Origin of the sequence: Peribacillus alkalitolerans, from assembly GCF_010882125.1 — a bacterium.
Taxonomy (GTDB): Bacteria; Bacillota; Bacilli; order Bacillales; family DSM-1321; genus Bacillus_BN; species Bacillus_BN alkalitolerans.
Map to the genome: position 1 here is coordinate 129,954 of NZ_JAAGVZ010000007.1, position 13,459 is coordinate 143,412.

The following is a 13,459-nucleotide window of genomic DNA, read 5'->3' on the forward strand; positions in this document are numbered from 1 at the left end:
AATTTGGATGGTTGTTGGAGGAAATTATGCGCAAGTTTGGAAAACGAAATAAAGCAAATAGCAAGGATCAAAAATTTAAAGAATTCCAAGACTCTTTAGGGATTGCATTTGCTGATGATAAATTATTAAAAAAAGCCTTTACTCATTCATCCTATGTGAATGAGCATCGAAAAAAGCCGTATGAGGACAATGAACGGCTAGAATTTTTGGGAGATGCTGTTTTGGAATTGACAGTATCACAATACTTGTTCCATAAGTATCCTACTATGAGCGAAGGAGAATTAACAAAAATGCGCGCAGCCATTGTTTGTGAACCTTCATTAGTGGGTTTTGCTAATGAGCTTTCCTTTGGGAATCTTGTCTTGTTAGGAAAAGGAGAAGAAATGACTGGTGGAAGGGAACGCCCTGCTCTATTGGCAGATGTGTTTGAAGCTTTCATTGGGGCATTATATTTGGATCAAGGAATTGAAGCGGTTTTGCGCTTCTTAGAAAAAACTGTATACCCAAAAATCGATAACGGTGCTTTTTCTCATGTGATGGATTTTAAAAGCCAACTACAGGAACTTGTCCAACGTAGTGGTAATGGAACGATTGAATATGAAATCATGCAGGAAAAAGGCCCTGCCCATAATAAAGAGTTTGTATCTAAGGTTTCTTTAAATGGGGAAATCCTTGGGACAGGCATGGGGAAATCAAAGAAGGAAGCTGAACAGTTCGCTGCCCAGCAAGCACTAAACAAATTAAAAGATCATCAGTAATCTACAGTCTAATCTGTTCGAAACATAAACAAATAAATCAAATGAGACTAAAGAAAGACAGATTAAAGGGGGAAAGATTGTGTTCCTCAAACGATTGGATGTTGTAGGATTTAAATCCTTTGCGGAAAGGATCAATATAGAATTTGTGCCAGGCGTAACTGCCGTTGTTGGACCAAATGGAAGTGGGAAAAGCAATGTGACCGACGCTATTCGTTGGGTCCTTGGGGAGCAATCTGCCAAATCCCTTAGGGGAGCAAAAATGGAGGATATTATTTTTGCTGGTAGTGATTCCAGGCGTGCCCTTAACTTTGCAGAAGTTACTCTTACGCTAGATAATGAAGAACATTTTTTACCCATCGATTACCACGAAGTCAGTGTGACTCGGAGAGTGTATCGTTCTGGCGATAGTGAGTTTTATATAAACAAACAAGCTTGTCGTCTAAAGGATATTATTGATCTATTCATGGATTCCGGACTTGGTAGGGAAGCCTTTTCCATCATCAGCCAAGGTAAAGTGGAAGAAATTCTTAGCAGTAAGTCAGAAGAAAGACGCTCAATCTTCGAAGAAGCAGCTGGTGTCCTTAAATATAAGACAAGGAAGAAAAAAGCTGAAAATAAATTATTTGAAACTCAAGAGAATTTGAATCGGGTTCAAGACATCCTTCACGAATTGGAAGGGCAAGTCGAACCATTAAAAATCCAAGCCTCGATTGCACGTGATTATCTAGAGCAAAAAGAAGAACTTGAGCATAGTGAAGTAGCTGTAACCGTCTATGAAATCGAGACATTACATGGTAAGTGGACAGCTTTGTCTGAAGAACTGGAAAAACATAAAAACCTTGAGCTTGAAATGTCTACAACCCTCGGTAAACGTGAAGCAATAGTAGAGCAGCATCGAGACAGGATTAGTGCTTTAGATGATTCGATAAATGAATTACAGGAAGTATTGTTAATAACGACACAAGAGTTAGAAAAGCTGGAAGGTCGTAAAGAAGTTCTAAAAGAAAGAAAAAAGAATGCTACTCAAAATAAACAGTCATTGGAAAAATCCATTGAAGATGCAAATCATCAAATTGAAAAGCTGTCTTCCCAAAAGGGCGAAGAAGAAAAGCATTTAAATATTCTACAAAATGAAGTTGCGATCTTGCAGAAGCAGCTTGATGAAAATGTTAAGCAGCTTTCAAATTTTAATCAAAATATAGATGAAACCATAGAAACCTTCAAAGCTGATTATATTGAATGGTTGAATAAGCAAGCAGCAGCAAAAAACGAATACCAATTGACCGAACAACAAGTGTCGCAGTTAAAGGTAAAATCTGAACGATTAGATACAGATAATGAAAAATATATTAATGAACGTAAAGAAGTAGAGCTTCGCAAACAAAAAAAGATAGTTGAACTTACAGGAAATCAAAAAGAGCTTGAAAATGGTGTCTCTCAATACCGTCAAGATCAACTCTTGCTTGAAAAGCTGGAAAATCAATACAAAAAACAAGAATCTTTACTTTACCAAGCTTTTCAATTCCTACAACAAACAAGATCCAGAAAAGAAATGCTTGAAGAAATGGAAGAGGATTATGCAGGATTCTTCCAAGGTGTAAAGGAAGTCTTGCGTGCAAGGGAAGGAAAGTTGTCTGGTATTGAGGGGGCAGTTGCTGAATTAATACAAGTCCCCAAGGAATATGAGCTTGCAATAGAGACTGCCTTAGGTGCTGCTATGCAGCATATTATCGTAGGTAAAGAAGAAGATGCCCGAAAAGCCATTGGGTATTTAAAGGCAAATTCCTTTGGAAGAGCTACTTTCTTGCCACTTTCAGTCATCAAAGGGCGAGAAGTACCATCACACCAACTTCAGCAAATGAAAAGCCATCCTTCTTTTAATGGAATTGCTTCTAGCCTTATCTCATATGAAAATAAGATCTCTGAAGTTATGGCTAATTTACTCGGAACAGTTGTGATCACCTCCGACCTTAAAGGGGCAAACGAGTTAGCAAGATTGACAGGCCATAAGTTTCGTTTTGTCACAATTGACGGAGATGTCGTGAATCCTGGTGGCTCTATGTCAGGTGGTGCTGTCAATAAGAAGAATAATTCACTGTTAAGTCGAAAAAGCGAGCTGGACGAGATTAAGGACAAGCTAGCCATAATGGAGAAAAAGACCGCCACTCTTGAGGAAGAAGTAAAAGCCCATAAAAAAGAATGGCAACAGCAAACTGAAAAACTGGAATCTAAGAGATCCAATGGCGAGCAATTGCGAATGCAAGAACAAACGATTAAGGGTGACTTGAGAGAAATTGAGTTATTAGAGAAAAATGTCAATGAACGTTTGGCTCTCTATGATTTGGATAAATCCTCACTTGAAGAGGAATTAGCCCAGAAATCCAATCGACTTCAATCCTTAAAACAACTTTTACAAGATTGTGATGAGGAATTATCTCGCTTGAATCAAGAAATCGCTGCACTGACATTGCAAAAAGAAACACAACAAATTTCAAAAGAAGCGGTATCTGCCCAAGTGAATGAATGGCGAATCCAGCTTGCCTCAAAAAAGGAACAGCTTCAAAACCAAAAAGAAAAACATCAGCGAATTCAAGACGAACTTAACTCTAATAAGACAAAATTGACCGATTTGGATGAAGATCTTTCTTTACTTGATACAGATATGAGTGATAGCAGTAACGGTGAAGCGATTCTAGAAGAATCTGCCCGTAAAAAGCTCCAAGATAAAAATGAGACATTGAGTCTAATTTCTTCAAGACGGGAAGAGAGGGTCAAACTTCATCATCTATTAGAGGACGAAGAGCGTGAGGCGAAAGAACTGAAACGTCAGCATAAAGGCCTAGTAGGAATATTAAAAGATGAAGAGGTTCAATTGAATCGACTGGATGTCGAACTTGAAACAAGGCTTGAACATTTACGTGAAGAGTATTTTCTAAGCTTTGAAGAAGCTAAAGAAAAGTACGAACTTCATGTGCCAATTGAAGAAGCTAGAAAAAAGGTTAAGCTAATCAAGCTTGCTATTGAAGAACTTGGCACTGTAAATATTGGAGCTATAGATGAATATGAACGTGTTTCTGAGCGATATTCTTTCTTAAGTGAACAAAAAACAGATCTTCAAGATGCGAAAGATACTCTTCATCAAGTCATTGATGAAATGGATGAAGAGATGAAACGTAGATTCGCAGAGACGTTTTTTGCCATAAAAGAAAAATTCGGTATCGTATTCCAATCTTTATTTGGTGGAGGTCGTGCAGAATTAAAATTGACTGATCCACAAGACATGTTGAATACCGGTGTAGACATTGTTGCACAACCACCTGGAAAGAAACTTCAAAACCTTGGATTACTATCCGGTGGAGAACGTGCTTTAACTGCAATTGCCCTTCTTTTCTCCATCTTACAAGTAAGACCGGTACCGTTCTGTGTGTTAGATGAAGTAGAGGCTGCTTTAGATGAAGCTAACGTACATCGCTTCAGTCAATTTTTGAAGAAGTTCAGTAGTGAGACACAATTTATTGTCATCACACACCGTAAAGGGACTATGGAGGCAGCAGATGTTCTCTATGGTATAACCATGCAGGAATCAGGTGTATCCAAACTTGTTTCTGTCCGATTGGATTCAGTACAGGAAATTGCCGAAACAAAATAAAGGAAGTGTCGAAATGAGTTTTTTTAAGAAATTAAAAGAGAAGTTTACGAGCCAAACTGATAGCGTAACTGAAAAATTCAAGCAAGGCTTGACAAAGACAAGAGATTCCTTTGCTGGGAAAGTTAATGACTTAGTAGCCCGTTATCGAAAAGTCGATGAAGATTTCTTTGAGGAATTAGAAGAAATCCTTATTGGAGCTGATGTAGGCTTTGATACAGTTATGGAGTTAATAGAAGAATTAAAAATGGAAGTTAAACGCCGTAACATTCAGGACACGAAAGAAGTGCAGTCTGTTATTTCTGAAAAGTTAGTGGACATTTATCAAGGTGAAATAGAAGAATCCTCCGAATTAAACATTCAAAAAGATGGATTGACTGTTATCCTATTTGTCGGTGTAAATGGGGTTGGTAAAACGACTACTATCGGGAAATTAGCACATAAGTTTAAGCAAGAAGGCAAAAGTGTACTTTTAGCAGCGGGAGATACCTTCCGAGCTGGCGCGATCGAGCAATTAGAGGTTTGGGGAGAGCGCGTAGGAGTACCTGTGGTGAAACAAGCTGAAGGTTCTGATCCTGCAGCAGTCATGTTCGATGCTATACGTGCTGCAAAGTCTCGTAATGTAGATATTTTGATCTGTGATACTGCAGGAAGATTACAGAATAAAGTCAACTTAATGAAAGAGCTAGAAAAAGTGAAGCGTGTCATCGAAAAAGAGGTTCCTGGTGCACCGCATGAGGTACTTCTTGCACTTGATGCAACTACTGGACAAAATGCCCTTATTCAAGCAAAAACATTCAAAGAAGCAACGAATGTATCTGGTATCGTTTTAACAAAATTGGATGGTACAGCTAAGGGTGGTATCGTTCTTGCTATCCGAAATGAACTAGGAATACCTGTAAAGTTTGTTGGACTAGGTGAGAAAATGGATGATTTACAAGAATTTGATCCAGAGAAATATGTGTATGGATTGTTTGCAGATTTAGTAGATGTGGAAGAAGACAACGATTAATGAAGTAGGACGTTTTTCGCTTACTATAACTATATTTAGTTAATCAATTCGGATTAACGTCAACCAAGACAAATAGATAAGAGGTTGTTTAGTGTAATATCACTTAAACTATTTTAGTTGATTGTAGCGGAGGGTACTTGCTCCTCGAAAATGTATTAGTATTTCCTTTGTGCGGTGTTGGTTCGAGGAAGCTTATTCAATGTCCTTCGGGAAAAGAGGGAAGTGGGAGATTCCTCAGTCGATATCGCCGCGGATGCTCCCACCCTCCCCGCGGAAAGCAAGAGCCTGAAGCGGAAATCAACGGAAACATTAAAGTCTAAAAACTACAGTCTATGTAAAATTGAGCCTCTGAGAAAGTCCTAGAGTCTAATATGCTTCGGATTTCAGTGTAAAGGAATTACCTTGACAAGCATGGGTATTCACAGTAAACTATCTTTTGTAAAGGTTTTTCACTTAACACATGGGAGGTGAGCTCTATGCTTGAAAAAACAACGAGAATGAATTACTTATATGATTTTTATCAGTCGTTGTTAACTGAAAAGCAGAAAAGCTACATGTCTTTATATTATTTGGACGATTACTCCCTTGGAGAGATTGCTGATGAATACGAAGTTAGTCGTCAAGCAGTCTACGATAACATAAAGCGAACAGAAGCAATGCTAGAAGAATATGAAGCTAAGCTCTTATTATTTGAGAAATTTCAACAGCGCAACAATCTGATTAATATGTTAAAGGAAGCTTTGGACTCATCTAAGGCAGACCTTGAAGCTGCAAAGAAGATTGTTTCAGAACTGGAGAAATTAGATTAGGAGGCGGCAAACTATATGGCATTTGAAGGATTAGCCGACCGACTGCAAAATACGATACAGAAGATTCGCGGTAAAGGCAAAGTCAATGAAGCTGATGTAAAAGAGATGATGCGCGAGGTTCGCCTTGCACTCTTGGAAGCAGATGTAAACTTCAAGGTCGTTAAAGACTTTGTAAAGCGTGTAAGTGAACGCGCAGTAGGTCAGGAAGTTCTGAAAAGCTTAACCCCTGGTCAACAGGTTATCAAGATTGTTAATGAAGAACTGACTCTATTAATGGGTGGAGAGCAAAGTAAGATTGCTGTAGCAAACCGCCCGCCAACTGTCATTATGATGGTCGGACTTCAAGGTGCTGGTAAGACAACCACTACTGGTAAATTAGCCAACCTTCTTCGAAAGAAATACAATCGTAAACCATTGCTTGTAGCAGCAGATATTTACCGTCCTGCGGCAATTAAACAGCTTGAAACACTTGGCAAACAGCTAGATTTACCCGTTTTTTCTTTAGGTGATCAAGTTAGCCCAGTGGAGATTGCCAAACAAGCTATTGCAAAAGCGAAGGAAGAGCATCGGGATTATGTTCTAATCGATACAGCTGGTCGTCTTCATATCGATGAAGGTTTAATGGACGAGCTTAAAGATATTAAAGAACTGACCAAACCAGATGAAATTTTCCTTGTTGTTGATGCAATGACAGGTCAGGATGCTGTAAACGTAGCCCAGAGCTTCAACGAACAACTAGGGTTAACAGGCGTTGTATTAACCAAGCTAGACGGTGATACTCGTGGTGGTGCAGCTTTATCGATTCGTTCTGTAACCAATACTCCGATTAAATTTGTCGGTATGGGTGAAAAAATGGATGCATTGGAAGCGTTCCATCCTGAGCGTATGGCTTCCAGGATCCTTGGAATGGGTGACGTTCTTACTTTAATCGAAAAAGCCCAAGCGAATGTTGATGAGGAAAAGGCAAAGGAGTTAGAGCAAAAGCTACGTACTCAATCCTTTACCTTTGACGATTTCTTGGATCAACTAGCACAGGTTCGAAAAATGGGACCACTGGATGATATTTTAAAAATGTTACCAGGTGCGAATAAAATCAAGGGATTAAACAATATTTCCATTGATGACAAACAAATCGGTCATGTTGAAGCCATAATCAAGTCCATGACAAAGAATGAAAAAGTGAATCCAGAAATCATTAATGCAAGTCGAAGAAAAAGGATTGCAAAAGGTAGCGGAACTTCCATCCAGGAAGTAAACCGTCTATTAAAGCAATTTGAAGAAATGAAGAAAATGATGAAACAAATGACAAACATGCAAAAAGGTAAGAAAAAAGGCGGCTTCAAATTTCCTTTCATGTGAGTTTCTTTTCATTCATTTAAAGTTATGTTTCCAAGGTCCTAAAAGGATTTTTGAAAATAATGTAATGGTTATACGATCTCTACAGGAAATTTATCACTGTTAAGAAAAAAACCTTTACAAACATATCAATCATTTGATAACATACTATCTTGTGTGAAACTATTCGGAGGTGCTTATTTAAAATGGCAGTTAAAATTCGTTTAAAGCGTATGGGAGCAAAAAAATCTCCTTTCTATCGTATCGTTGTTGCAGATTCTCGTTCACCACGTGACGGTCGTTACATTGAAGTTGTAGGAACTTACAACCCAGTAACTCAACCTGCAGTGGTTTCAATCAACGAAGAGCTTGCTCTTAAATGGTTACAAGATGGAGCTAAGCCATCTGATACAGTTCGTAACCTTTTCTCTAACCAAGGCATTATGGAAAAATTCCACAATGTTAAAAACAGCAAATAATTGATTAGCCAATGAAAGAGCTAATTCAAGCAATTGTAACGCCGCTAGTCGACCATCCGGAAGAAGTGTTGATCACTTCTAAAGAGGAAGATTCAAAAATCACTTATTACTTGTCAGTCCATAAGGAGGACATGGGAAAGGTGATTGGGAAACAAGGGCGTGTAGCTAAGGCGATTCGCACTGTAGTTTATGCAGCAGGATCATCACAGCAAAAGAAAATTTATTTGGAAATATCCGAATAACGGGAGGGGTAATGTACCCCTCTTTTTCTGTATATATCGAAGTCTCTTTTATGAAAAGTGAAGATTGACTATCTCTTCGACGAAGGACGTGCTTAGGCGTACAATGTCAGAGGGTTTTGGCGTTTTTATCGAAAAGGCGTCTTCCACTATTCTACATACATATGTTTTCTCCGAATGGCTAACAGTAATAATTATTTAGTATATGGCTATGTTAAAGCATATTGTTGATATAGCACTGTGTTGATTGGAGAGGAAGGCGCGACACTCCTGTGGGAAAAGCGGATTAAGGAAGACCCCACAGGCGCGAAAGCGCCGGGGAGGCTCCCTAACCGCCCGCGGAAAGAGAGCGCCTCACGCTGAAATCAACAGGTTAGTTTAGCAGAGATAAATAATTTATTCCCAAATGGAGGTGCTGGACCTGAAAATTCTCCAAACAGTAGTTGTGAACCAAGTCTTAACGGAAGCCAGCAAGAATAAACTCCTTGATAAATATAAGAGCAAACAAGTACATATTCAGAAAGAAATCGATCAATTGAAGTTTGAAGTCAAAAAGTTGGATAAAACCAAAAAGTTTCAGCCTGCTAGCCTAAAAGTCCATTTCGAAAAAGAAGTGGAAAAGCGACAGGAAAAAATTAAGCTTTTGGATTTTCAAATGGAGCAGCTTGAAATACTACCAGTAGGCAGTGAATTAAAAGAGCGGGAAGTCCAAGCGCTTGTGGAAGTAGAAGTAGGAAGTAATTGGGATGAGCTCATTCAAACGAAAACGATCGTAGTGAAGGATGGAATCGTAGATGATATTCGTTAGAGGTGAGAATTATGGAAAAATGGTTTAATGTAGGGAAAATTGTCAATACGCATGGAATTAAAGGGGAAATCCGTGTTATTTCAAGAACGGATTTTGCTGATGAAAGGTACAAGCCTGGTAATAAGCTGTATATCTTTTCCGATGATCGAAGCAATCAAGCCCCAATCGAGGTAACGATCGCAACACACCGACAGCATAAAAATTTTGATTTGCTGACTTTAGAAGGCTATCATAACGTGAATGATGTAGAGAAATACAAAAATTCCCTACTAAAGGTGCCTGAGTCTTTTCTTGGTGAACTGGAAGAAGACGAATATTATTTTCATGAAATCATCGGCTGTGTTGTAGAAACTACAGTGGGTGAAGAGATAGGGAAAATCATTGAAATTCTTACCCCAGGTGCCAATGATGTTTGGGTCATAAAAGGTAAAGGCGGCAAGGAAATATTAATTCCATTTATCCAAGAGGTCGTTAAAAATGTTGATATAGCTGAAAAAAAAATCATCATTGACCCAATGGAAGGGCTATTGTAATGAAAATTGATATTTTATCATTGTTTCCGGAAATGTTTGAAGGTGTCTTTGGTAGCTCCATATTAAAAAAAGCCGAAGAAAAAGGCGCTGCTTCATATGGGATAACAAATTTCAGAGCTTTCTCAGATAATAAGCATGGCCAGGTAGATGACTACCCTTATGGTGGTGGTGCAGGCATGGTACTGAAGGCACAACCGATTATCGATGCCGTAGAACACTTAAAGGCGGAGTCAGGAAAACAGCCAAGGGTCATCCTTATGTGTCCTCAAGGCGAAAGATACACACAAAGCAAGGCAGAAGAGCTTGCTAATGAAGAACATCTGATTTTTATTTGTGGTCATTACGAAGGGTATGATGAAAGAATCCGTCAACTTGTAGTGACGGATGAAATTTCTATCGGTGATTTTGTGTTGACTGGAGGGGAACTTGGTGCCATGGTTGTAGTGGACAGCGTTGTACGACTATTACCAGGCGTATTGGGGAATGAGGATTCACCCATAAAAGATTCCTTTTCTTCAGGATTACTAGAGCATCCTCATTATACTCGTCCATCAGAATTTAGGGGATTGAAGGTCCCAGATACTTTGCTCTCTGGAGATCATAAACGAATTGAGGAATGGAGAGTCAAGGAATCACTTAGAAGAACTTGGAATAGGAGACCAGACTTATTAGATTCCTATTCGATGTCTGAAAAAGAAAAAAAGTGGCTAGAAGAAATAAAAAACGAAGATTAACATATTGCAAGCAACATCAGCATATGGTATGATTGTTTTTGTGACTTGGGCCAATGCTTAAGTCTTTATAACAATGTTCCGCTGCAATGAACATAAAGCTTTGCAAGAGCATTCGTGGGAGGAGTTGAAAACGATGCAAAAACTTATTGAAGAAATTACAAAAGAACAACTACGTAGCGATCTTCCTACTTTCCGTCCTGGTGACACTGTACGTGTTCACGTTAAGGTTGTTGAGGGTACTCGTGAGCGTATCCAGTTGTTTGAAGGTGTAGTAATCAAGCGTCGTGGTGGTGGAATCAGCGAAACATTTACAGTTCGTAAGATTTCTTACGGTGTAGGTGTTGAACGTACATTCCCTGTACACACACCAAAAATCGCGAACCTAGAAGTAGTACGCCGCGGTAAAGTACGCCGTGCTAAGCTTTACTACCTACGTAACCTTCGCGGTAAAAAAGCTCGTATCAAAGAAATTCGCTAATCATTTCTCACATGATTTTGCACCTGTTGCAAAAGCTAGTGGAACTGAAACTAAATGCTTTAAAAAGGGAGCTTGTTCATCAAGCTCCTTTTTTACACTTTAAGAATGTATAAAATGGCTACATAATAGAAGAAATTCTACGTAGAGGCCAATTATAAGAATAAAGTATGATTCATTCATACGAATCTGTCTTCACATTAAGGCTCACTAATCGACGAGTTTTTCTAAGAAAGAGGTTATATACTGCACCAACTCTTTTTTTGGAGTATAGTATTATATAGAATGTAAACCTAGCATTAGGCGGTGTAGAAATGAAGAAGAAGAAAAATGAAGTTTGGGAATGGATGAAGGCTCTTGTCATAGCAGTTGCATTAGCCGCAGTAATACGATATTTCTTATTTGCTCCAATTGTAGTGGATGGCTTATCCATGATGCCGACATTGCACCATCAAGATAGAATGATTGTAAATAAAATAGGATATACTGTAGGCGAGCCTGATCGCTTTGATATCATCGTTTTCCATGCTCCTGAAAATAAAGATTACATAAAAAGAGTAATTGGTTTACCTGGTGACAAGATTGAATATAAGGATGATACCTTATATGTAAATGGCAAACCATATCAGGAACCATATCTTGACGAATATAAAAAGCAGGTCATTGATGGACCATTGACAGAACCTTTTACCCTTAAAGAAATTACAGGTGAGGAAACTGTGCCTGAAGGCCATTTATTCGTTATGGGGGATAATCGTAGGTTCAGCCGTGACAGCCGCCATATCGGTGTGGTTTCAATGGACAAGGTCCTCGGAAATACAAGTGTTGTATATTGGCCTGTAAAGGATGTAAGGATCGTAGAATAGCAGCAAGAAAGGTGGATACCAATGACCATTCAATGGTTTCCAGGCCATATGGCCAAAGCACGCCGTGAAGTAACGGAAAAACTTAAGTTAATTGATATTATTTATGAATTGGTAGATGCGAGGATACCTGTCTCATCTAGAAATCCAATGATTGATGAAATAATCCAGCATAAACCGAGATTGATTTTATTGAATAAAGCAGACATTGCAGATCCTGTAAGGACAAAGGAATGGATTCAGTATTTTTCCAATCAAGGGCATACTGCCTTAGCAATCAATTCCCAAGCAGGAAGCGGATTGCATCAGATCACTGCTACTTCTAAAATACTTTTACATGATAAGTTAGAGCGTATGAAGTCTAGGGGTATTAAGCCAAGAGCCATTAGAGCTATGATCGTCGGCATTCCAAATGTGGGTAAATCAACGTTTATCAACCGACTTGCAAAGAAAAATATCGCAAAAACCGGCAATACGCCAGGAGTGACGAAGGCTCAACAATGGATCAAGGTAGGTAAGGAGTTAGAGTTATTAGATACTCCAGGTATACTATGGCCAAAGTTTGAAGATCAAGAGGTAGGATTAAAGCTTGCTTTGACTGGGGCGATTAAAGACACAATACTTAACTTGCAAGAAGTCGCTATTTATGGAATGAGGTTTCTTGAAAAAAATTATCCTGACCGGTTTATAGAACGATATGGACTTAAAGAAATCCCTGAAGATATCGTTGAACTATTTGAAGCAGTCGGAAAATTTAGAGGTTGCATGGCAAGTGGTGGTGTAGTCGATTACGATAAAACTGCAGAACTTTTTATCCGAGAGGTCCGTTCTGAAAAATTAGGACGACTTACATTTGATGATCCCAACGCCAGTGAAACGGAAGAAGCTATAGAGCATGCAACAGAAAACAATGAATAGATTTTGACAGCTCCTTTATAAGGGGCTTTATTTTTTTAATAAACAACCGATAAAAAAAGTAGTGAGAAGTGATAATATGATCGTAAAATTGAGTATTAAAGATATAGAAGAGCTAATTCGTGAGGTAAAAAACCCGTCTGACCCTATCCTATTGCAATGCCTTTCTGACGATCGGAAAGGGGTACAAAGATTAGCAGAAAAGTGGCAAAAGGCATTTGATGTAGAGCAATCCTTGAAAAATAAATGGCTCGAAATGAATGAATATGAAAATAAGTTACGAAAAGAAGGATTTTCATATATCGCAGGTATTGATGAAGTGGGCCGTGGTCCATTGGCAGGTCCAGTCGTTGCTGCAGCTGTTATTTTAAAAGATGATTGCTATTTACCAGGATTAAATGATTCAAAGAAAATTCCTGAAAAGAAGAGAGATGAGTTTTACGAAAAAATAATGAAGAACTGTGTCTCTTTTGGAATCGGGATCGTTAGCAATGTGGAAATAGACGAAATAAACATTTATGAGTCAACCAAAAAAGCGATGCTCTCAGCAGTGCAAAATCTAAATCCTGTTCCAGATTTTTTGTTGATTGATGCGATGAAGCTTGATGCGCCTTTTCCACAAGAGTCAATAATTAAAGGGGATGCAAGAAGTGTTTCCATTTCAGCTGCTTCAATCGTCGCTAAAGTGACAAGAGACCGTATGATGGCCGATTATGCTAAACAATATCCCGACTTCAACTTTGAAAAGAATATGGGATATGGTACGCCAGAGCATTTATCGGCATTAATGAAATCTGGCCCAACTCCGATTCATCGGTATAGTTTTGCGCCAGTGAAAGATTATGTTAAATAG

At 38.7% G+C, this 13,459-nt stretch carries 14 protein-coding genes; all 14 read left to right on the forward strand.

Annotated elements, in window-relative coordinates; genetic code table 11:
• Nucleotides 1–26: 26 nt before the first annotated feature.
• The 14 genes from rnc (at nucleotide 27) to G3O09_RS10720 (ending at nucleotide 13,459) form a co-directional block, all read left to right on the forward strand.
• Nucleotides 27–758 (forward strand): ribonuclease III, encoded by a 732-nt coding sequence (gene rnc / locus G3O09_RS10655; protein WP_163101468.1) that lies wholly within the window; start codon nucleotides 27–29, stop codon nucleotides 756–758.
• A 79-nt stretch (nucleotides 759–837) separates the two neighbouring features.
• Nucleotides 838–4,407 (forward strand): chromosome segregation protein SMC, encoded by a 3,570-nt coding sequence (gene smc, locus G3O09_RS10660; protein ID WP_163101469.1) that lies wholly within the window; start codon nucleotides 838–840, stop codon nucleotides 4,405–4,407.
• A gap of 13 nt (nucleotides 4,408–4,420) precedes the next feature.
• The gene (gene ftsY / locus G3O09_RS10665; RefSeq protein WP_163101470.1) at nucleotides 4,421–5,416 is read left to right on the forward strand and encodes a signal recognition particle-docking protein FtsY; all 996 of its coding nucleotides are present in this window, start codon (nucleotides 4,421–4,423) and stop codon (nucleotides 5,414–5,416) included.
• 476 nt (nucleotides 5,417–5,892) lie between these two features.
• Nucleotides 5,893–6,225 carry a putative DNA-binding protein gene (locus tag G3O09_RS10670; protein WP_163101471.1) on the forward strand — a complete coding sequence of 111 codons (333 nt, stop codon included), beginning with the start codon at nucleotides 5,893–5,895 and terminating at the stop codon, nucleotides 6,223–6,225.
• Nucleotides 6,226–6,240: 15 nt separating this feature from the next.
• Nucleotides 6,241–7,584 (forward strand): signal recognition particle protein, encoded by a 1,344-nt coding sequence (gene ffh, locus G3O09_RS10675; protein WP_163101472.1) that lies wholly within the window; start codon nucleotides 6,241–6,243, stop codon nucleotides 7,582–7,584.
• A 182-nt stretch (nucleotides 7,585–7,766) separates the two neighbouring features.
• Nucleotides 7,767–8,039 carry a 30S ribosomal protein S16 gene (gene rpsP / locus G3O09_RS10680; RefSeq protein WP_163101473.1) on the forward strand — a complete coding sequence of 91 codons (273 nt, stop codon included), beginning with the start codon at nucleotides 7,767–7,769 and terminating at the stop codon, nucleotides 8,037–8,039.
• A gap of 11 nt (nucleotides 8,040–8,050) precedes the next feature.
• Complete coding sequence (locus tag G3O09_RS10685) at nucleotides 8,051–8,281, forward strand: KH domain-containing protein (protein ID WP_163101474.1); 231 nt, start codon at nucleotides 8,051–8,053, stop codon at nucleotides 8,279–8,281.
• Nucleotides 8,282–8,699: 418 nt separating this feature from the next.
• Nucleotides 8,700–9,086: a YlqD family protein gene (locus tag G3O09_RS10690; RefSeq protein ID WP_163101561.1), complete on the forward strand. Its 387-nt coding sequence runs from the start codon at nucleotides 8,700–8,702 to the stop codon at nucleotides 9,084–9,086.
• 11 nt (nucleotides 9,087–9,097) lie between these two features.
• On the forward strand, nucleotides 9,098–9,619 hold the full coding sequence (rimM, locus tag G3O09_RS10695; RefSeq protein ID WP_163101475.1) for a ribosome maturation factor RimM: 522 nt from the start codon (nucleotides 9,098–9,100) through the stop codon (nucleotides 9,617–9,619).
• Nucleotides 9,619–10,353, forward strand: coding sequence for a tRNA (guanosine(37)-N1)-methyltransferase TrmD (trmD, locus tag G3O09_RS10700; RefSeq protein ID WP_163101476.1), 735 nt, complete (start codon nucleotides 9,619–9,621; stop codon nucleotides 10,351–10,353). Before rimM ends, trmD begins: the two co-directional genes overlap by 1 nt.
• Nucleotides 10,354–10,486: 133 nt before the next feature.
• Nucleotides 10,487–10,831 carry a 50S ribosomal protein L19 gene (gene rplS, locus G3O09_RS10705; RefSeq protein ID WP_108669718.1) on the forward strand — a complete coding sequence of 115 codons (345 nt, stop codon included), beginning with the start codon at nucleotides 10,487–10,489 and terminating at the stop codon, nucleotides 10,829–10,831.
• Nucleotides 10,832–11,142: 311 nt separating this feature from the next.
• Complete coding sequence (gene lepB, locus G3O09_RS10710) at nucleotides 11,143–11,694, forward strand: signal peptidase I (RefSeq protein WP_163101477.1); 552 nt, start codon at nucleotides 11,143–11,145, stop codon at nucleotides 11,692–11,694.
• Between the two features lie 21 nt (nucleotides 11,695–11,715).
• A complete protein-coding gene (gene ylqF, locus G3O09_RS10715; RefSeq protein WP_163101478.1) occupies nucleotides 11,716–12,609 on the forward strand; it encodes a ribosome biogenesis GTPase YlqF in 894 nt (297 codons plus the stop codon).
• Between the two features lie 79 nt (nucleotides 12,610–12,688).
• Complete coding sequence (locus tag G3O09_RS10720) at nucleotides 12,689–13,459, forward strand: ribonuclease HII (protein ID WP_163101562.1); 771 nt, start codon at nucleotides 12,689–12,691, stop codon at nucleotides 13,457–13,459.

Coding starts and splice junctions, on each gene's coding strand:
- rnc (WP_163101468.1), top strand. CDS start 27: ATGCGCAAGTTTGGAAAACGAAATAAAGCAAATAGCAAGGATCAAAAA.
- ftsY (WP_163101470.1), top strand. CDS start 4,421: ATGAGTTTTTTTAAGAAATTAAAAGAGAAGTTTACGAGCCAAACTGAT.
- G3O09_RS10670 (WP_163101471.1), top strand. CDS start 5,893: ATGCTTGAAAAAACAACGAGAATGAATTACTTATATGATTTTTATCAG.
- ffh (WP_163101472.1), top strand. CDS start 6,241: ATGGCATTTGAAGGATTAGCCGACCGACTGCAAAATACGATACAGAAG.
- rpsP (WP_163101473.1), top strand. CDS start 7,767: ATGGCAGTTAAAATTCGTTTAAAGCGTATGGGAGCAAAAAAATCTCCT.
- G3O09_RS10685 (WP_163101474.1), top strand. CDS start 8,051: ATGAAAGAGCTAATTCAAGCAATTGTAACGCCGCTAGTCGACCATCCG.
- rimM (WP_163101475.1), top strand. CDS start 9,098: ATGGAAAAATGGTTTAATGTAGGGAAAATTGTCAATACGCATGGAATT.
- trmD (WP_163101476.1), top strand. CDS start 9,619: ATGAAAATTGATATTTTATCATTGTTTCCGGAAATGTTTGAAGGTGTC.
- rplS (WP_108669718.1), top strand. CDS start 10,487: ATGCAAAAACTTATTGAAGAAATTACAAAAGAACAACTACGTAGCGAT.
- lepB (WP_163101477.1), top strand. CDS start 11,143: ATGAAGAAGAAGAAAAATGAAGTTTGGGAATGGATGAAGGCTCTTGTC.
- ylqF (WP_163101478.1), top strand. CDS start 11,716: ATGACCATTCAATGGTTTCCAGGCCATATGGCCAAAGCACGCCGTGAA.